Consider the following 18,549-nt stretch of genomic DNA (forward strand, 5'->3'; position numbering starts at 1 on the left):
CTCATCGGTGCCGGTTCCGGAAGAACGTCGAGCGGAACCGGCTCGCCGACCGCTTCGGCAGCATCGCTTCGACCAGCAGCAGGTCGGCGAAGGTTTCGGCGGCGCGCTCGCGCTCACTGCCGTAGTCTTGGCGCCCCAGGACGCTGTGAATGGTTTCCAGCGACAGCGACGGCATCAATTCGCGCAACGGTAGATCGGTCGCAGGACCGGCGGGACCGCTCGAAGTCTCTCCGTGGCCGAGCAGCATGTGACCGATCTCGTGGGCGATGATGTGATCGGCATGCCATTCGGTGTCGGCCCCGTACATGATCACGTCGTCGTCTTCCCGGGCGATCCACAGGCCACTTCCGGTGCCGCATCCGTTTCCGGCGAGTGCGCCGACGTCGATCGGGCACAACGTGATCGACCGTCCCCGATACGCCGCCACCCGCTCGATGTATTCCGTCATGTCCCATGGATGGGGGATCTGTACCAGGCGACCCAGCTCCTCGAATCGCGCGGCGAGATCCTCCATTACGCCTTCCCCTCGTCGATCACGGTCACCTATTGCCGATAATGCGGTGAGCGTAGTCGTCTACGGGGTCTTGTCGCCGACCTGGCTTGCCTCACAAGCTTTCTCGGAACCGAATGAGAACAAGATCGCACGCCGCTATGGCTTGGGTGGGCACGCCGGGGCTCCGTCGGCGGGGGTCTCGCTGGGGGCATCGACCGCAGGGTCGCCATCGGCCGGATACCGGGCGCGGCTATCTCCAGGTGGCAGCGTGTTCGAGGGCGTAGGACTTCAGCTGCCGTGCCGGGTGACCGGTGAGCCGCTCGACCGTATCGGTCACCACGGCGTTGCCACCGTCCCGAATCAACCGGAACAGGCCCTGCTGCCAGGTGATCGAGCGTTCGTCCAGACCGGCCTGCCGCAGGCCTTCGGCGAACTGATCGGCAGTGATGGGCACGTAACCCAGGTCCCGGCCCGCGGCTTCGCCCAGGGTTTGGGTGACCTGCCGCAGGGTGAGGGCCTCTGGGCCCGTGATGATGTGGACGTCTCCCGCATGCCCCTCCTCGGTGAGTGCGGCGACTGCCACCTCCGCGATGTCTCGGGTGTCGACGAAGCCCACCGCGGCATCGGCGACCGGGAGCGCGAGCTCGCCGTTCTCGCGGAGGGCCGCCGCGAAGCCTTCGCCGAAGTTCTGCTGAAACCAATTGGGCCGCAGAATCGTCCACTGCTTACCCGAAGCGCGCACGTCCGCCTCCCAAGCGGCCATCGGAATCGCGTCGGGCAACTGCTCGACACCGAGCACCGACAGCAGCACGACCTTGCGCACGTGCGCAGCGGTGGCCAGCAGATCACCGACCAGGCCGGGTTCCTCGGGTGCGGCGTACGGTCCGACGACGTACAGGCTGTCGATGCCGTGCAGCGCCGGAGCCCAGGTCGCACGATCGGCCCAGTCGAAACGCACCGGCTCGACTCCCGCGGTCACCGCTGCGGGGTTGCGGCTCGCCGCTCGCACGTCGACGCCGCGAGCCACCAGCGCGTCCACCACGGGCCTACCGGTCTTGCCGGTCGCGCCGAGCACCAGAACAGTCATGGGGTTCTCCTCAGATCGTTTGTCCGAGAGCGAATCTACGGATCGCGGCCAGGATGATGAATGCCTGAGAATCCGGAATACATGTCCTAGAGTCCTGGCTTGTGGACGTTCTCTCCGACGCGCTCGCCGCGATGCGAACGGGCCGAACCCGCGCGGCCCGCACCGACGTACGCGCGCCGTGGGGCTTGCGCTTTCCGGCCGTCACCGGCACGACCTTCCATGTCGTGCTCAGCGGCACCTGTTGGCTGCTGGCCGACGGAAGCGAACCCCTCGCGCTGAGCCCCGGCGACGTGGTCTTCCTCCGCACCGGAAGCTCGCACGCTCTCGCCGACGACCTTCGAACGCCGCTGGTCGATTTCCTTCCCGAGCGCCAGGAGCCCGATTCGCCGATCGGCCATGTCCGCGTCGACGGTTCGGGACCGCGGTCGATACTGCTCTGTGGCGCATACCAGCTCGATCGAACGCGGCCGCATCCGCTGATGAGGGACCTGCCCGAAGTTCTGCACCTGCCCGCCGGGAACGCGGACCTCGGTCATCTCGTCGGCCTGCTGGCGACCGAGTTCGACCGGGATCGGCCCGGCCGCGACGGCATCGTTCCCCCACTGGTCGACGCGATGCTGCTCTACATCCTGCGCACCTGGGCCGACGAGTGCGCCGATTCGCCGGGATGGGCGCGAGCGCTCCGCGACCAGGCGATCGGCCGAGCCTTGCGCGACATCCACGCTCGCCCAGCCGCCCCTTGGACCGTGGAACAGCTGGCGGCGCGCAACGGCCTGTCCCGGTCAGTGTTCGCGCAGCGGTTCACCGCGCTGGTCGGCGAACCGCCGGTGTCGTATCTGACCTGGTGGCGCATGACGAGTGCCGGCCGCATGCTCCGCGAATCCGACGCCCCGCTCAGGAATGTGGCCGCACAGGTGGGCTACAGCTCCGAGTTCGCCTTCGCCAAAGCGTTCAAGCGCGCTTACGGCGTCGCCCCGGGCTTGTACCGGCGCGCCGAGAGAGGCGAGACACCGACCATTCCGACTCGATCTCCAGCCTGAGGTCAAGATCCATCGCGCGCCGCGTTTCGGCTAGAGCGGGGCGTCGCGCCACCAGCGGTCGTACAGATCCTGCCCGGAGGCGCCGCCGCGGACCAGGACATGGCAGAAGTCGCGGATGGGTGGGTCGAACTGCACGAGGAGGATGCCCGTCGGCCGGCCGGCCGCGCCGGCGACTTCGCCCCAGACGACTCGTCCGGTCCCGGCGATTCGCTGCCATGACTCGTCACCGCGCACCGTCATGTCGGCGAACGGCGTCACCGGGTTCGGCTGCCGATCGGTGTTGCAGTTCACGACGAGGCGCTCCACCGGGTTTCGGTCGCCGTCGCACAGGAGTCTGGCCAGCTCGCCGAGTTGCGAGTTCAATTCGACCGGATTTCCTCCCCGATCTACCGGATGGCATCGGATGCCCCCATGGCCGAACGCATTCGGCGTCGCCGGCAACAGCCTCGGGAACTGCCGGACCACGGTCTGGTAGCTGCCCCAGTCGGTGCGGTCGCCGACTGCCGTGGTCGGCGCCGCCGCGGTACTCGACCGGGCGACCGAGGTGGGCAAGGCCGAGGACTCGCCGCTGGGGCTGCGGGTCAGGGCGAGGACGGTCCCGATGCCGAGCACGACGGCGGCCACCGCGACGGCCGCGGCGAGCACGAATCGTTTCCGCGACCGGGATGCGCGGGAACCGCCGACCGGAGCCGGCTGTTCCTCCGTCCCGAGCGCCGCCGCGAGTGCGGCGGCGAGTTCCCCGCACGACGGGTAGCGGCGGGCCGGGTCTTTGGCCAGCGCGCGGGCCACCACCTCGTCGACTCCGTGCGGCAGGGACGGTCGCACCGCGGACGGGCGCGGCGGCGCGTCCCGCAGATGGGCCCGCACGATTTCGGCCGCGCTCGGCCGCGCGAAAGGCGGCGCCCCGGTCAGCAACTCGTAGAGCGTGCAGCCCAACGCGTAGACGTCGGCGCGGTGATCGACGGCGCCGCCCGTGAGCTGCTCCGGGGCGGCGTACGCGAGCGTCGCCCGCACCGTTCCCGTCTCGGTCGACGACGCCGGCCCCGCCTGCGCACTCGCTATACCGAAGTCTGTGACGAAGACCCGGTCCGGTTCGTTCTCGCGCGATTCCAGCAGGATGTTGCCCGGCTTGACGTCGCGGTGCAGCACCCCGGCCCGGTGGGCGGCGTCGAGACCGCGCGCGACCGCGCCGACGATGTCCGACACCCGGTGCGGCGGCAAGCCGCCGGGCGCGCGGCGCAGCAGAGCACCGGTATCGAGACCGTCCACGAATTGCATGGCGATCCACAGCCGCCCCTGGTCTACGCCTCGATCGTGAACGGCGACGATATCGGGGTGGTCGAGCTGGGCGGCGAGGTCGGCCTCGCGCACGAACCGGGCCCGGAAGGCGGCGTCGACCGCCTGCTGCGCCGACAGCACTTTCAGCGCGTCCCACCGCGGAAGCCGGGGATGCCGGGCCAGGTAGACCGCGCCCATGCCGCCCTTGCCCAGCAGCCTTTCGATTCGGTACCCAGCGAAAATTGTTCCCGGTGGAAAGAGTTCGGTCATTCGGACTCGCTGTTCAGCAATACGGCGTACTGGGCCGCCGCCCGCTGCTGGGCGTCCGTCACCGTCCGTCCGGCGACGACCGCCAGGTAGCGTCCGAACAACACCTCGCACCGGAAGCGCGGCGCGAACTCGGTGCCGTCGAGCCGCTCGCCGCAGCGCGTGTCCGGCAGCCCCGCGGGCACGGGCGCGGGCCGGACACCCGCCGCTGTCAGATCGCCGGCGTGGGCGTCGAACTCCGCGCGGGCGATGGCGACGGTCGCGTACCGCGCGACCCAGTGGTGTCCGATCGTGGCCAGCGACTCCTGCGGTTGGCCTCTCTCCGTCCCCTCCAGCGGACGTCCGCTGTGCAGGTAGGCGCCGCGCGGGCCGTAGACGATGCCCACCGGCCAGATCGCGGCGTTCCATCCCGCGGTCCGGACGCTGCCCGGGGCGATCGCCGCCGGGAACGTCCATTGCCCGGGCTTGTCCGGAACGACCCGCCGGAGCATGCCGTCGCGGTCCAACGGGAGCGCGGCGATCTTGTCTTCCGGCGTGGGCTGGAAATCGCGCAGTCTCGCCACCTGCGCACCGAAGGCGCGACTCGCGAGCCCGGTGAGCGCGGCGGGGTCCGGCGTGGTGTGCCCGGCGAGCACGTTGATCACGAACGATCCGTGCGCCATGGTGGCCGCGAGCGTCGGCACCGTCGGTCGCCAGTGGCTGTGCGCCGCAGCATGTTCCGGGATCGCGATCGGTACGTTCTCGGCACTGACGGCGGCGTCGACGGCATCGATTTCCTGTGCGGCCCGTCCGGCCGACTCGGCGTCGGGGAATCGGAGCAGCATCACGGTGAGCATGCGGGCGGCGCCGACGATCGGGGAACCCGCCATTTCCGTGTCGCTGCCACTGACCGAGAAACCGGCCAGCATCCCGTGCCGTTGCAGCACCGCCTGGACCGGTGCCGACAACAGTCCGGAGGTCTTGACGGGGGTCGGCAACGGCGCCACCCGCACCGCGCCGAGACCGAAGACCAGGGACGGGTAGGCCTCGACCGGATCGATCACCGCCTCGGCCATGCGCACCGACTCCACCACCCGCCCGTACCGATTCTCGGCGACGTGTGGCTCGGTCAGTGGCTCCACGGAGTAGTAGCCGACGTCGAGTGCGGCCAGATCCGCGTGCGCAGGCACCGGTTTTCCCTGCCGCACACAGCCGCTCACCAGCAGTACGGTCACCAACACCGCGATCGTGCCGACGACGCGAGTCGCCGCTGTTCGATCGGACATCCCCGTCACCTTGTCACAGTGGCGCATCGGCCCACCACCGAGCGCGCATTTCGGCGCCGGAATCGCCACCGACCACTTGCAGTCTGCAGAATTTCCGGTTCGGAGCGTCGAAGTACACGTCGAGCCGACCCGAGACTTCCCCGAGCACCGTCGTGTAATTGCTCCAGTGCAGACTTCCGGCGCCGGATGCACGGCTCCACTGCTCCACCCCCTCGGTCCGGTCACGGGGGATCTGAACCATCGCCGAGCGATCCGCGTTGCAGAAGACCTCGAGCAGAACCGTGGGGTCTCGGTCACCGTTGCACCGCAGTGCCCCGACGGGGACCTCGGTCGCGAAGGCGATCTGCCTGCCGTTTTCGTCCACCGCCCGGCAGAACGCGGCCTCCTGATAACCGACCCCGTCCGGCGAGAACGGCAGTAACTGTGGAAAAGCCTCCGCCATATAGGCATAAGCCCCCCAAGCGCTCGACACCGCCGGCACCGGACTGGTCGAGCGCGGAACCCGGCGAGCCGCTGATTCGTCGGGACGCGCCAACGCCCACACGGATATCGCGACCGACACCACCACCGCGGCCGCGGCGACGATCGCGAGGAGTCGCCGCCCACGGGGATGCCCCGTGCTCGCCGCGGCGACCCCCGGTATCTCGCCCGTCAGGGCCGCCTCGGCCGCGCGCGCCAACTCCCCGCAGCTCCCGAACCGATCGCCGGGATTCTTGGCCATCGCCTTGGCCACCACCGCGTCGAACGCAGCCGGCAGCCCCGGCTTCCCGAGCGAAGGGCGGGGCGGCGGCTCGTTCAGATGGGCGTACATGACCGAACCCGGACTGTCCCTGGGGAACGGCACCGACCCGGTGAGCATCTGATAGAGCGTGCACCCCAGGGAGTACACGTCGCCACGCCGGTCGGCGCGGTCTCCGCTGATCTGTTCCGGGGCCGCGTAGGCGAGGCTGGCCGTCATGCCGCCGACGGCGAGGGTTGGTGAGTCGTCGGCGGGACGGGCGATGCCGAAGTCCGTGACGAGCACGCGATCCGAGCCGTCGGGCTGGGGGGCGACCAAGATGTTCGCCGGTTTCACGTCACGATGCAGCAACCCGGCGCGGTGGATTTCGTCGAGCCCGCGGGCCGCCTCGGTGACGATGCGAACGGCGCGCGCCGGGTCCAGACCCGCCTGGCCGCGCCGGATCAGCTCCGCGACGTCCACGCCGTCGACGTACTGCATCGTGATCCACAGCCGACCGTCCTGTTCGCCGCGGTCGCGCACCGCCACCAGATTGGGATGCTGCAACCGGGCCGCGATTTCGGCCTCGCGCAGGAAGCGAGCGCGGAACTCCGGATCGTCCAGGTGCGAATCGGCCAGAATCTTCAACGCGTCCCTGCGCGGCAGCCGGGGGTGCTGGACGAGGAAGACGGTGCCCATGCCGCCCGCGCCGAGGCGGCGTTCGATCCGATACCCGGCGAACACCGCGCCGTCGACAACGTCCACCAACGATCCCCTCCCGCACCGTGCCCACGAATGGGCCGACTATAACGCTCAGATCCCCTGTTGCCCAGGTGCTTCCGGTCCCACTGCCCGCACTCGGCGACTTCGACGCGCAGGCCGAGGTGAATGCGCGCGTTCGGCTGAGGCCCGGCACAGTGGCGGAAGCCGTGACGATCGCCGCGGCGCAGCTGCGGACGAGGCCGTCGCTCGGCGCGGACCCCGCTACGGACGTTGCGCTCGGTGTGGCACCGGCTCGGCTGCTGCCGCGCCGGCATCACCACGTCACCGTCGCCAGAAGAAGTGGTGCACCACCCCACTGGGGCTCGGGATCCGCTCCAGGTGAAAACGGTCGACGAGTTCATCGGGGCTCTCCCACAACCGCTCGCCGCGACCGAGTTCGGCCGGCGCGACGGCGATATGCATCGTATCGATCAGATCGGCCTCGAGGAATTCCCGGACTGTGGCGACACCGCCGCCGATGCGCACGTCCTTGCCCTCGGCGGCATCGAATGCCCGCGTCAGCGCCACTTCGGGCGTCGCGTCGAGAAAATGAAACGTGGTTTCTCCCAGCGTGAACGAGGGACGCACGTGGTGGGTCAGGACGAAAACGGGTGTGCGGAACGGGGGTTCGTCTCCCCACCAGCCCTGCCATTCGTAGTTCTCCCACGGCCCCCGCTGCGGACCGAACTTGTTGCGTCCCATGATCTCGGCGCCGATGTTGTTGGTGAAGTCGCGAGTGCAGTAGTCGTCCAGGCCGTAGGTTCCCCCCGGCTCGGTCCGGGTGGGCCAGTGCGCGGTGGCGCCCGTCCAGAAGAAGAGCGCGCTCGGATCGGCGTGGCCGAAGGGACGCTCGAAGCTTTGCCCTTCCCCGGAACCGTATCCGTCGCTGGACACATTGAAGTTCTGAACGCGGACCAACTGTGCCATCGGGAACCCTTTCTGGTTGCAATATGCAATCGGTAAGGAACTTACCTACACTGATCCCATGGTGCAACCAGTTGCTCATGACAAGCTGCCGGTACCTCCCGGGAAATCGGGCTGCCCGATCAATATGACGATCGAGCTGCTCGGCGACCGCTGGAGCTTGATCGTCCTGCGCGACATCATGTTCGGCGGCTACACCCACTTCCGCGAACTGCTCGCCGCGTCCCTCGAGGGCATCGCGTCGAACATCCTGGCCAATCGCCTCGCGAAACTCGTCGACGCCGGTCTGCTCACCCGCGACGACGACCCGAGCCACCGCCAGAAGGTCGAATACCATCTCACCGAGGCGGCGATCCAGCTCGTCCCCGTCATGGCCCAGCTCGGCGCGTGGGGCGCAAACTGGTTGAACACGGCGCCAGAGCTGACTGTGCGAGCCGAACTGCTGGCCGCCGGCGGTCCCCCGGTCTGGGAGCGATTCATGGCCGAACTCCGCGCCACCCACCTGGCCGGAGCGCCGATACCCACCGATGGCGTGCTTGCGGAACTGACCGCCGCCTATCAGGAGGCGGCAGCCGGGGCGGAACACGAAACGGCTGGATAGATCCGCCTGCCGAGCCGGTCCAGTCCCCAGGCAACCAGCGCGGACAGCGCGAAGAGAGCGCCGACCCCGCAGGACGCCCGCCACCCGCCTGCACCGTATGCCCACGTGGTCGCGACTGCTCCGAGGGCGGATCCGAGGGAGTAGAAGGCCATGTAGACGCCGATGACGCTGCCTGCGCGATTCGGATGCGCGGCGGTGAGCAGGTGCTGACTGCTCACGTGCACGGCTTGGACGGCAAAGTCGAGCAGGACGATGCCCGCCACGAGTACCCCCAGGCACGACCGCCCCTGGGCGATGAGCGCCCAGGAGCCGATGAGCACTGCCAGCGACCAACCGGTGATCGCCTGGGCGTGACCGGTGTCGGCCCATCGTCCCGCGCGGGCGGCGCCGAGTGCTCCGGCCAAGCCGGCCAACCCGAACAGGCCGATCTCGGTGGTGCCCAGGTTCCAGGGCTGGGCGCTGAGCGGCAGCGCGAGCCCGCTCCAGAGGGTGCCGAAGGAGGCGAACAGGAACAACGCGACCAGGCCCCGGCTCAGGAACAGTCGATCGGTGCGCACGAGCCGCCCCATCGACGCCAGCACCTGCGTGTATCGCGCGCCGGTCGCCCTCACGTCCGGGTGCAGCCTCGCTCGGGCGAGGATGGCCAGCGCCGCGCAGAGGACGGCGAGCAGTGCGTAGACCGCACGCCAGCCGACCGTGTCGCCCAGCGCGCCCGCGAGGACTCGGACACCGAGAATGCCGATCACCACACCCGAGGTGACGGCGCCGATGTTGCGGCCACGCTCGCTCGGTTCGGAGACGGCGGCGACGTAGGCGACCGTGACCTGTACCACGACCGCGAACATTCCCGCGATGGTCAGTCCAGCCATGACGAGGATGCCGTTGGGTGCGGCGGCCGCCATCGCGGCCCCCATCGCGGTGAGCGCCAGATGCGCGGTGATGAGCCGTCGGCGGTTCAGCACGTCACCGAGCGGAACCAGCACGACCAGGCCGGCGAAGTAGCCGATCTGTCCGGCGGCGACCAGGCGGCCCAGCGACTCCGGCCGCAGTCCCAGATCGCGCCCCGCCGCCGCCACTACCGGCTGGACCGCGTAAACCGTCGACACCGCCACGGCGCACACCAGCGCCAGGATCAATCGCTGGGATCGGGTCACTCCCGTCGACACCGCGCCTCCTGATTTGGTAGCAGAATGAAACCATTCGACCGTAGGCATAATGGTTTCGATTTGCAACCGATGGAGAGGAGTGCTGTGCCGCCCACACACGGTTCGCCCCGCGAGTGGACCGATCCCACCTGCCCCGTGGCTCGAACGATCGACCTGGTCGGCGATCGGTGGAGCCTGCTGATCGTGCGCGACGCCATGGACGGCGCGGCTACGTTCACCGAGTTCCGGCAACGCCTCGGGATCGCGCGGAACATCCTCGCCGACCGTCTCCGCCGCCTCGTCGACCACGGCATCCTCACCGTCAACCCGGCTCCCGGTGGCAAGCGCCGCGTCTATGAACTCACCGAGGCCGGACAGGATCTCTTCACCACCATCGTCGCGCTGCGGCAATGGGGAGAACGCCACGCTTTCACCGACGACGAGCCGCATTCGACACTGTTGGGCCTCGACGGCAGCCCCATCGCCGAACTGCGCCCCGCAACCCCGGCCGGAGAGCCCGTCACAGCGGCGACGGCCCGAGTCCACAAGGTCGGCTGAACCATGTCGCAGCAGCGGGTCGGCGGGCTTGTGCGATCAGTGCTGCGACTTCCGTCCACCCGCCGCGACTGCCTGCGCCTAGGAATTCGATCTAGGGCGGAGCACAATGACTGCAGGGATGAATGTTCGAGGGTGCTCTGTCCTGGTCGACTGATCACTTCGCCCACCGACCGAGGGGCGTGACTGACGACATGCATCGAGACGGCGAACGCCCGAAAGGGCTTTCTGTTTCCGCGCTGGCGGCGGTAGCGAACCCGTCGTACTCGCGGATCGACACGTGGAATCTGCTCGACGACGCGTGCCGCCGGCTCGCCGATGTCAACAGCGCCGGGCTGGACACCACCCACGAAGCCGCCCGGGTGCGGCGCCTCCTCGATCGTCTCGGCGCCTACGAGCGGTACTGGCTGTACCCGGGCCCGGCGCGGCTGGCGGCGTTTCGCGGATATCTCGCCGATCTGGCGACGGTGCGGCTCGCCGAGGAAGTGTCGCTGGCCGTGCGCCTGCTCTCCGAGTACGGCGACCGCGCGGCCTTGTTCGACACATCCGCACCGCTGGCCGAGCAGGAACTCGTGGCCCGGGCCAAGCAGCAGCAGTTCTACACCGTCCTGCTCGGCGACGATTCCCCGCCCGAGGCGCCCGAGGGCCTGGCGGAGAGCCTGCGGGCGCTTCGCGAATCGTCGGACGATGTGCAGTTCGAACTGCTCGTCGTGGCGAGCATCGAGGACGCCATCACCGCTGTCGCGTTGAACGGCGAGATCCAGGCGGCGATCATCCGGCACGACCTACCGCTTCGTTCCCGCGACCGGCTGCCGTTGATGACCACGTTGCTCGGCGCCAACGACGGCGTGGTCGTGACCGACCGCGCCCCCGACTGGGTCGAATGTGGCGAGTGGATCCGGAAGTTGCGACCGCATATCGACCTGTATCTGCTCACCGACGAGTCGATCGCCGCGGAGACCGAAGCCGAGCCGGACGTCTACGATCGCACGTTCTACCGGCTGAACGATGTCACCGACCTGCACAGCACGGTGCTCGCGGGCATCCGTAGCCGGTACGCCACACCATTTTTCGACGCCCTGCGGGCCTATGCGGCCGCGCCGGTCGGTCAGTTCCACGCCCTTCCCGTCGCGCGTGGCGCGAGCATCTTCAACTCCAAGTCGCTACAGGACATGGGTGAGTTCTACGGCCGCAACATCTTCATGGCCGAGACGTCGTCCACCTCCGGCGGGCTGGACTCCTTGCTGGACCCGCACGGCACGATCAGGGTGGCGATGGACAAGGCCGCCGAGACGTGGTGTGCCGACCGGACGTACTTCGTGACCAACGGGACGTCCACCGCGAACAAGATCGTCGTGCAAGCCCTGACCCGGCCCGGCGACATCGTGCTGATCGACCGCAATTGCCATAAGTCGCACCACTACGGCTTGGTGCTCGCCGGGGCGTACCCGATGTACCTGGACGCCTACCCGCTCGAACAGTTCGCGATCTACGGCGCCGTGTCGCTGCACACGATCAAGAAGGCGCTGCTGGATCTCGAGGCGGCCGGTCAACTGGACCGGGTGCGCATGCTTCTGCTGACCAACTGCACGTTCGACGGCATCGTCTACAACCCCCGGCGCGTGATGGAGGAGGTCCTGGCGATCAAGCCGGACATCTGCTTCCTCTGGGACGAGGCGTGGTACGCGTTCGCGACGGCGGTGCCGTGGGCACGACAGCGCACCGCGATGGTTGCCGCCGAGCAACTCGAATCGACGTTGTCGTCGCCGGGATACGCCGAGGAATACCGCCGGTGGCGTGCGTCGATGCACGGGGTCGACCGTGCCGAGTGGAGCAATCGCCGGCTGCTTCCCGACCCCGAGCGTGCGCGCGTCCGCGTGTACGCCACGCATTCCACCCACAAGTCGCTTTCCGCGCTGCGGCAGGCGTCGATGATCCATGTCCGCGACCAGGATTTCACAGCGCTCGCCCGCGAGGCATTCGCCGAGGCGTTTCTCACCCACACCTCGACGTCGCCGAACCAGCAACTCCTGGCGTCGTTGGACTTGGCCCGCAGGCAGGTCGACATCGAGGGCTTCCAGCTGGTCCGGCACGCCTACGACATGGCGCTGGTATTCCGTCATCGCGTCCGCAAAGACCGGTTGATCGGCAAGTGGTTCCGCATCCTCGACGAGGACGACCTGGTGCCCGACGAATTCCGGCCCTCGGAAGTCCGCTCGTACCGGCAGGTCAGGCACGGTGGCCTGGCCGAGTGGAACGAGGCGTGGCGGTCCGATCAGTTCGTGCTCGACCCGACCCGGGTCACCTTGTTCATCGGCGCCACCGGCATGAACGGGTTCGACTTCCGCGAGAAGATCCTGATGGACCGCTTCGGCATCCAGATCAACAAGACCTCGATCAACAGCGTGCTGTTGATCTTCACCATCGGCGTCACCTGGTCGAGCGTGCACTACCTGCTCGACGTGCTGCGTCGGGTGGCTGCCGACTTCGAGACCAGCCGGAGCGCGGCCGGTCGAGCCGATCGAGCGCTGCAACAGCGCCGGATCGACGAGATCACCAAGGAACTGCCCGCACTCCCCGATTTCAGCGAGTTCGACAGCGCGTTTCGTCCCGACGGGGCCAGCTCGTTCGGCGACATGCGATCGGCCTTCTACGCCGGGTACGAGGAGTCGGACCGCGAGCATGTCCTGCTCGGCGACGCCGGGCGACGGCTCGCCAAGGGGATACCGCTGGTGTCCGCCACCTTCGTCGTCCCCTATCCGCCCGGCTTCCCCGTGCTGGTCCCTGGACAGGTGATCTCGACGGAGATCTTGTATTTCCTGGCCGAACTCGACGTCAAGGAGATTCACGGATACAACCCCGACCTCGGGTTGTCGGTCTTCACCGAGGCCGCGCTCACGCGGCTGACCGCGGCTCGGCATGCGACTACCGCGGCCGGTCCGCCGGAGGCAGCTCCAGCTGCCGTGAATCATCGCCGGGTCGGGATCACGTGAGCTGTCCGGCAGGTTCTCCGCTCGGAAATCGGAGGTAGACGGATCGATCGCGCCCGGCAGCCATGGTGGGCGAACCCGGCGCAACGATCGAAGATCCCGCACACTGCTCCCATGACACCCGAATCGCGAACAGGATCGATGTTCCGCTGGACCGAGGTCGGCACCGGCGGCGTGATCGCCCCCGGCGAGCGATTGACCTGGCCGCGCACGATCGGGATCGGGTTGCAGCATGTGGTGGCGATGTTCGGCGCCACCTTCCTCGTGCCGGTCCTCACCGGGTTCCCACCGTCGGCGACGTTGCTCTTCTCCGGGGTCGGCACCCTGCTGTTCCTGGTGATCACCCGTAACCGGCTGCCGAGCTATCTGGGTTCGAGTTTCGCGATCATCGCTCCGGTCCTCGCGGCGACCGCCTCGCACGGAATGGGTGCGGCGCTCGGCGGGATCGTCGTCGTGGGCGTCCTGCTGATCGTCATCGGCGTGGTGGTGCACTTCGCAGGCACCCATTGGATCGAGGCGCTGATGCCGCCGGTGGTCACCGGCACCATCGTCGCCCTCATCGGCCTGAACCTGGCTCCGACCGCCAAGACCAACTTCGAGAAGGACGCGGTCACGGCGACAGTCGTGCTCATCCTGCTGATCCTGTGCCTCGTGCTCTTTCGCGGTTTGCTGGGCCGGCTGGCGATCGTCGCCAGTGTCGTGCTCGGCTATCTGCTCGCGCTCGCGCGCGGTGCGGTCGACACCACGGCGATCGGGGACGCCTCCTGGGTAGGGCTGCCCGACTTCCACGCGCCGAGCTTCCACCTCTCGGTGCTCCCGATGTTCCTGCCGGTGGTGCTGGTGCTCGTGGTGGAGAACATCGGCCACGTCAAGTCGATCACGACGATGACCGGCATCGACTACGACCGGCGTATGGGCCGCGCGCTGGCGGCAGACGGCGTGGCGACGGTGCTGGCAGGCAGTGGCGGCGGCTCGGCGACCACCACATACGCGGAGAACATCGGCGTGATGGCCGCGACGAAGGTCTACTCGACCGCCGCCTACTGGGTAGCCGGTGCCGCGGCGATCGCGCTCAGCCTGTCACCGAAGGTGGGAGCGGTGATCGCCGCCATCCCGCCCGGGGTGCTCGGTGGTGTGACGACCGCGCTCTACGGCCTGGTCGGGATCCTCGGCGTGCACATCTGGGTGAGCAACCAGGTGGACTTCGGCAAGCCGATCAACCAGTTCACCGCCGCGATCCCGCTGGTTATCGGCATCGCCGACTTCACCTGGGTGATCGGCGACCTCGACTTCGGCGGCATCGCCCTCGGCGCCGTCGCCGCACTGGCGATCTACCACGCGATGCGGCTGATCGGGGGATGGCGCGGAACGGTCGGAGCCCACCGCGCGGATGCGGTGCGCGAGCCGGAGAAGTCGACGGATCGGTGACCCTTCGCCGGATCATCACATCGGTGATTGACGATCGCCTGTCCGGGTAGGCAGGAGTCGAACACCTGTTCTGTCGATGTGAGGAGTGGCTATGGTGCAGCCGAAGCCGGAGAAGGATCCGGATCAGTGGACCACCGGCGAGGAGCCGATGACCGGCCCGCAGGAGTCCTATCTGCACACCCTGGCCCAGGAGGCGGGTGCGGAGGTGCCGGAGGAGTTGACCAAGGCGGAGGCGTCGCAGCTGATCGACGAGCTTCAGCAGCGCACCGGCCGCGGCGCCTGACCGGCTCGGTCGCAGCGCCCTACGTCTCCGAGGAGAAGACTGATGAACCATCCGTACGACGCCGCGCACGACGAAGGCGCGCACGAAACCTCTGACGATCGGGAAAAGGACCTCCTCGAGGGCGGGTCCAAGGCTTCCGGCGACTTGGCGGGCCCAGGTCCCGGAGACGACCAGCATGAAGACCCCGATACGTAGGGCATGCGCCGGGACACTGCTCCGAGATAGTGCTGGAGCGCCCGATACCACGGTGCGGTCTCATGGCGGGCCCGCGTCCGCGAGGCCACGAGCGCACGCGAACTCGGCAAATTCATGTCCGAGGAAGAGGCGTGGAAGCGGGTGCGGCAGGGCACGGCCCAATTCCTTCCGGACGGGCGTGCTACCGAAGGTCACCACGTAGTGGGAGACAACACCGCGGCGATCGCGTTGTATCGCCGCAATGGATAGGTGTCCTCGATGCACATGGACAAGCGCCTTCCTTCCAGATGATCGGAGATGTTTGCGAGCATGCCGGGGTGTTCAGTCCGTCGGCTGAGCCGGCTCGGCCTGCCCATCGCGGAACACTTCCGCAATTGCTCTGCTGTTCACAGCAATACTGTCGCCGAGCCTCGCTGATACCGGTCTGACACGCTCACCGACATGGCGTTCGGACGGGAACGGTCGATCAGGTCAGCACGGTCACCGCTTCGCCCGGCGAAGAGTGTTGCTGCCAGAGGTGTTCGGCAATGTCGTCGGGTTCGTGGGTCAGGCCGGAGCCGACGGGGCCGACGATGGTCACGCGGGCGACGTGGATGCCGCGCTCGGGCAGGGTCCGGGCGAGCAGATCGACGTAGGCGCCGAGACCGGCGTAGGCGAGTGCGCTCACCGCTCGTTCCGGACTGGGGTTCACCGCGGCTCCGCCCGTGGTGAAGAGCAATGTGCCGCAACCACGTTCGAGCATTCCCGCCGACACCGACCGAACCACCGCGGCGGCGCCGACCACGGTGAGGGCCAGCGCGTCTCGGACGTCGATGGGAGAGGTCTCGAGCACCGGGCGGATCAGTCCGATGTCCGGCAGCGGGCTGAAACAGACGACCTCGGGGGCGCCGAGGGTGGCGATGAGATCGTCCAGGGCACGGGTGATGTCGTCGATCTCGGTGATATCGCCGGTCGCGGTGAGGATGTGGCGCCCGTCGCCGCGCAGTTCGTCGGCGACGGCGTCGATCCGGGAGCGGGTGCGGGCGACCAGTCCGATGGGGTGTCCTTCGCGGGCGAAGCGTCGCGCGACCGCCGCGCCGATCCCCGGACCCGCCCCGACGACGAACACCGGTCCGTTCACCGTGCGCTCCGCCTTCGGTTGATTCGTGTCCATGTCGACCGTCATGCCCGCGGCGTGGCCGCTCAATCGTCCACGCGATCGGGCGTCGACCTTCGCCTCGGTGTGCGCGACCGGCAGCTCGCTCATCCGCTGGTCGATCAACGGTGAACGACCGCGTTCCGCGGCGGCCGGTCGGCGCCGCTGCGCCTGCCGTGGGCGCGTCGGGAGAGGTCCGCGGGCGCCAGGCGCCGCGCCACCGTGCGTCGAGAATCCGCGCCGCAACGGTGCGCCCCGATTCGGCTCGCGAAGACGTGCACAGGTCGACGGCCGGGCGGCGGAAGGCTCGGGCAGACCCGTGGTGGGGACGGACGAGGAAGGCCGGGCTGATCGCGGTCGAAGCCCGCGCGCCCTCGGCGCCGACCGCGCTCGGGTCGTCGCGGCGCTCGATCCATTGTGACCTCCGGCGCCGACGTGAGGGAGCATGATGAGACAGGTGAGCCACGCCGATCGGCGGGACGCCGCGGACAGCACCGGGCCGGAGGACGAACGTCCCGACCGGGTCGGCAGCTTCCGGTTCTGGTTCGACGACCAGCGCTGGGAATGGTCCGACGAGGTGGCCGCACTGTACGGCTACCTCCCCGGCCAGGTCCAGCCGACCACCGACCTGGTGCTGTCGCACAAACACCCCGCCGACCGCGCCGCCGTCGCCGACGCCCTCGCCACTGCGGTCCGTGACCACGGCGCGTTCTGCAGCCGCCACCGCATCATCGACACCGCGGGCAACGTCCGGCACGTGCTCGTGGTCGCCGACCACATCTTCGACGGCACCGGCGCGGTCGTGGGCACCTCGGGCTACTTCATCGATCTGACCGCCACCGTCGACCAGCAACGGCGTGAAGTCCTCGACGAGGCGCTGCCGGAAGTGGTCGAGGCCCGCGCGGCGATCGAACAAGCCAAAGGGATGCTGATGCTGGCCTACGGCCTGACCGCCGAGCAAGCCTTCCAAGTGTTGCGGTGGCGGTCCCAGGAGACGAACACCAAATTGCGGGTGCTGGCGGCCAAATTGGTCACCGTCGCCGCGGCGGCCGGTGGCGGTCCCGTCGAGCAACGGACCAGGCTGGATCATCTCCTGCTGACCATCCACGAATACCCCGACTGACTATCGCCCGCCGCCGGCTTCGGCGCCGCCGCGGCAGGCTCGCCGACTTCGGAAAGCCCGGCTCACCGGCTTCGCGATGCGAGCAGGTCGGTGCGCGCTGCTGCTGGTCCAGCGGCGCGCTTCATCGCGGCGGACCGCGCTGGGAGCGGCGTTCCGTTTCCGTCTCGCCGGCGTGGGTAGCCCGCAGTGGCAGACGCTGCGGTGCAGGTCGCCGAAGGCACGTTCGGTCCGGTGGGAGGAACAATGACTCGTTCGCTGATCAAGGTCGTCGCCGCGGCGGCACTCGCGTGCGGCCCGATCTCGGCCGGCGCAGGCACGGCGGCCGGTGTTCCGCAGTTACCGCCGCCGCCGATGGGCGGTGGTTCGGGTATCGCGATCGATGACCGAGCCGAATGCACGCTCACCACCATCGGTTACGACGCGGCGGACAGGTTGGTGGGATTGACGGCCGGCCATTGCGGCGAGCCGGGGGCGCACGTCACGTCGGTGACCTACCCGAGCTACGGGGTGCTGGGGCGATTCGTCTACGCCGATCAGGAATTGGACTACGGAGTCATCGAATTCGATGCCGCACGGGTCGCTCCTACCCGGGAGGTCGGAGGGTTCTTCATCGACGGCCTCGGCGGTCCCGCGCAATTTCCCGACATCGTGTGCAAGAAAGGCCGGACCACCGGCCGGACCTGCGGTGTCGCCTGGGGCGACATGATGGGCGACAGCAGCGACACCTGGACCCAGATGTGCGTGCTCAAAGGCGATTCCGGCGCGCCGGTGGTGCTGGGTTCCACCCTGGTCGGCATGGTCAACGCCTACTTGGGCATGGGGTGCCTCGGCCCCGAGGTGGGCACCGACATCAACGCCATCCTCGCCGACATCGACTCCCGCGATGGCGTCGGCGCCGGATTCCGGCCGATCTGAGTGCTGCCCGCAGGCCGGATAGGCGTACCGCGCAGCCGTCAGTCCGCCGGTGCGACCGCTTCGACGGCGTTGTCGTACACCTGAGACGCGTCGCGGACCTTCGTCGCCAGAAATCGCATGCGCTCCGAGGTGAGATAGCCGCCACGATAAGCCGTCTGGTCGAGTTCAGCGGCCACCTGCTCCAATGCCAGGCGCGCGTGCCTAATTGTCGGTGTCTGCCGAGTCATGAACGGGTTTTACCAGCGCCCCTCGATAAAACCGCCGCAACGCGCCGATCCGTGCCCTCTTGTATTCCGTCGAGCGGCCGAGACAATTTCCGACTTCCGGTATGGAAATGCCTCATAG

General features: G+C 68.5%; 18 protein-coding genes. 9 read left to right on the forward strand and 9 right to left on the reverse strand.

The annotated features are described in order from the left end of the window. Position 1 precedes the first annotated feature (1 nt). Together ABZ552_RS31370 and ABZ552_RS31375 are read right to left on the reverse strand one after the other, a co-directional pair. Positions 2–514: a hypothetical protein gene (locus ABZ552_RS31370; protein WP_281874106.1), complete on the reverse strand. Its 513-nt coding sequence runs from the start codon at positions 512–514 to the stop codon at positions 2–4. A gap of 229 nt (positions 515–743) precedes the next feature. Continuing rightward, positions 744–1,580 (reverse strand): NAD(P)H-binding protein, encoded by an 837-nt coding sequence (locus ABZ552_RS31375; protein WP_281874107.1) that lies wholly within the window; start codon positions 1,578–1,580, stop codon positions 744–746. 101 nt (positions 1,581–1,681) lie between these two features. On the opposite strand from ABZ552_RS31375, the gene ABZ552_RS31380 reads away from it, so the two are divergent. Next, positions 1,682–2,620 (forward strand): AraC family transcriptional regulator, encoded by a 939-nt coding sequence (locus ABZ552_RS31380; protein ID WP_281874109.1) that lies wholly within the window; start codon positions 1,682–1,684, stop codon positions 2,618–2,620. 30 nt (positions 2,621–2,650) lie between these two features. Here ABZ552_RS31380 and ABZ552_RS31385 read toward each other — a convergent pair whose 3' ends face one another. The 4 genes from ABZ552_RS31385 to ABZ552_RS31400 form a co-directional block, all read right to left on the reverse strand. Further along, positions 2,651–4,168, reverse strand: coding sequence for a serine/threonine-protein kinase (locus ABZ552_RS31385; RefSeq protein ID WP_281874111.1), 1,518 nt, complete (start codon positions 4,166–4,168; stop codon positions 2,651–2,653). Then, positions 4,165–5,430, reverse strand: a complete 1,266-nt coding sequence (locus ABZ552_RS31390) for a hypothetical protein (protein ID WP_281874113.1) — start codon at positions 5,428–5,430, stop codon at positions 4,165–4,167. Before ABZ552_RS31390 ends, ABZ552_RS31385 begins: the two co-directional genes overlap by 4 nt. 13 nt (positions 5,431–5,443) lie before the next feature. Beyond that, positions 5,444–6,913, reverse strand: coding sequence for a serine/threonine-protein kinase (locus ABZ552_RS31395; RefSeq protein WP_281874115.1), 1,470 nt, complete (start codon positions 6,911–6,913; stop codon positions 5,444–5,446). A gap of 279 nt (positions 6,914–7,192) precedes the next feature. Further along, positions 7,193–7,837, reverse strand: a complete 645-nt coding sequence (locus ABZ552_RS31400) for a dihydrofolate reductase family protein (RefSeq protein ID WP_281919022.1) — start codon at positions 7,835–7,837, stop codon at positions 7,193–7,195. Between the two features lie 58 nt (positions 7,838–7,895). On the opposite strand from ABZ552_RS31400, the gene ABZ552_RS31405 reads away from it, so the two are divergent. After that, positions 7,896–8,435, forward strand: coding sequence for a helix-turn-helix domain-containing protein (locus ABZ552_RS31405; RefSeq protein ID WP_357441529.1), 540 nt, complete (start codon positions 7,896–7,898; stop codon positions 8,433–8,435). Here ABZ552_RS31405 and ABZ552_RS31410 read toward each other — a convergent pair. Further along, complete coding sequence (locus ABZ552_RS31410; protein WP_357441531.1) at positions 8,393–9,601, reverse strand: MFS transporter; 1,209 nt, start codon at positions 9,599–9,601, stop codon at positions 8,393–8,395. The two genes, ABZ552_RS31405 and ABZ552_RS31410, sit on opposite strands and share 43 nt — an antisense overlap. A gap of 84 nt (positions 9,602–9,685) precedes the next feature. On the opposite strand from ABZ552_RS31410, the gene ABZ552_RS31415 reads away from it, so the two are divergent. The 5 genes from ABZ552_RS31415 (at position 9,686) to ABZ552_RS31435 (ending at position 15,031) form a co-directional block, all read left to right on the forward strand. Further along, a complete protein-coding gene (locus tag ABZ552_RS31415) occupies positions 9,686–10,138 on the forward strand; it encodes a helix-turn-helix domain-containing protein (RefSeq protein ID WP_281919026.1) in 453 nt (150 codons plus the stop codon). 191 nt (positions 10,139–10,329) lie between these two features. Beyond that, on the forward strand, positions 10,330–13,128 hold the full coding sequence (locus ABZ552_RS31420) for an aminotransferase class I/II-fold pyridoxal phosphate-dependent enzyme (RefSeq protein WP_357441605.1): 2,799 nt from the start codon (positions 10,330–10,332) through the stop codon (positions 13,126–13,128). Between the two features lie 111 nt (positions 13,129–13,239). Then, positions 13,240–14,553 carry a solute carrier family 23 protein gene (locus tag ABZ552_RS31425; protein ID WP_281874126.1) on the forward strand — a complete coding sequence of 438 codons (1,314 nt, stop codon included), beginning with the start codon at positions 13,240–13,242 and terminating at the stop codon, positions 14,551–14,553. Between the two features lie 91 nt (positions 14,554–14,644). Further along, positions 14,645–14,836, forward strand: a complete 192-nt coding sequence (locus ABZ552_RS31430; protein ID WP_281874128.1) for a DUF3072 domain-containing protein — start codon at positions 14,645–14,647, stop codon at positions 14,834–14,836. Positions 14,837–14,878: 42 nt separating this feature from the next. Beyond that, positions 14,879–15,031 carry a hypothetical protein gene (locus ABZ552_RS31435; protein ID WP_281874130.1) on the forward strand — a complete coding sequence of 51 codons (153 nt, stop codon included), beginning with the start codon at positions 14,879–14,881 and terminating at the stop codon, positions 15,029–15,031. A 466-nt stretch (positions 15,032–15,497) separates the two neighbouring features. Here ABZ552_RS31435 and ABZ552_RS31440 read toward each other — a convergent pair whose 3' ends face one another. Further along, entirely contained in the window at positions 15,498–16,277 is a 780-nt protein-coding gene (locus ABZ552_RS31440) for an SDR family NAD(P)-dependent oxidoreductase (RefSeq protein WP_281874132.1), read from the reverse strand. Between the two features lie 346 nt (positions 16,278–16,623). Here ABZ552_RS31440 and ABZ552_RS31445 point away from each other — a divergent pair, with 346 nt between their 5' ends. Continuing rightward, a complete protein-coding gene (locus ABZ552_RS31445) occupies positions 16,624–17,289 on the forward strand; it encodes a PAS and ANTAR domain-containing protein (protein ID WP_281874134.1) in 666 nt (221 codons plus the stop codon). Positions 17,290–17,532: 243 nt separating this feature from the next. Beyond that, positions 17,533–18,204, forward strand: a complete 672-nt coding sequence (locus tag ABZ552_RS31450; RefSeq protein ID WP_281874136.1) for a serine protease — start codon at positions 17,533–17,535, stop codon at positions 18,202–18,204. Between the two features lie 38 nt (positions 18,205–18,242). Here ABZ552_RS31450 and ABZ552_RS31455 read toward each other — a convergent pair whose 3' ends face one another. Beyond that, positions 18,243–18,431 carry a hypothetical protein gene (locus tag ABZ552_RS31455; protein WP_281874138.1) on the reverse strand — a complete coding sequence of 63 codons (189 nt, stop codon included), beginning with the start codon at positions 18,429–18,431 and terminating at the stop codon, positions 18,243–18,245. Between the last annotated feature and the right edge of the window lie 118 nt (positions 18,432–18,549).

It is taken from the genome of Nocardia sp. NPDC019219 (assembly GCF_040632645.1).
In the GTDB taxonomy this organism is placed as follows: domain Bacteria; phylum Actinomycetota; class Actinomycetes; order Mycobacteriales; family Mycobacteriaceae; genus Nocardia; species Nocardia sputorum.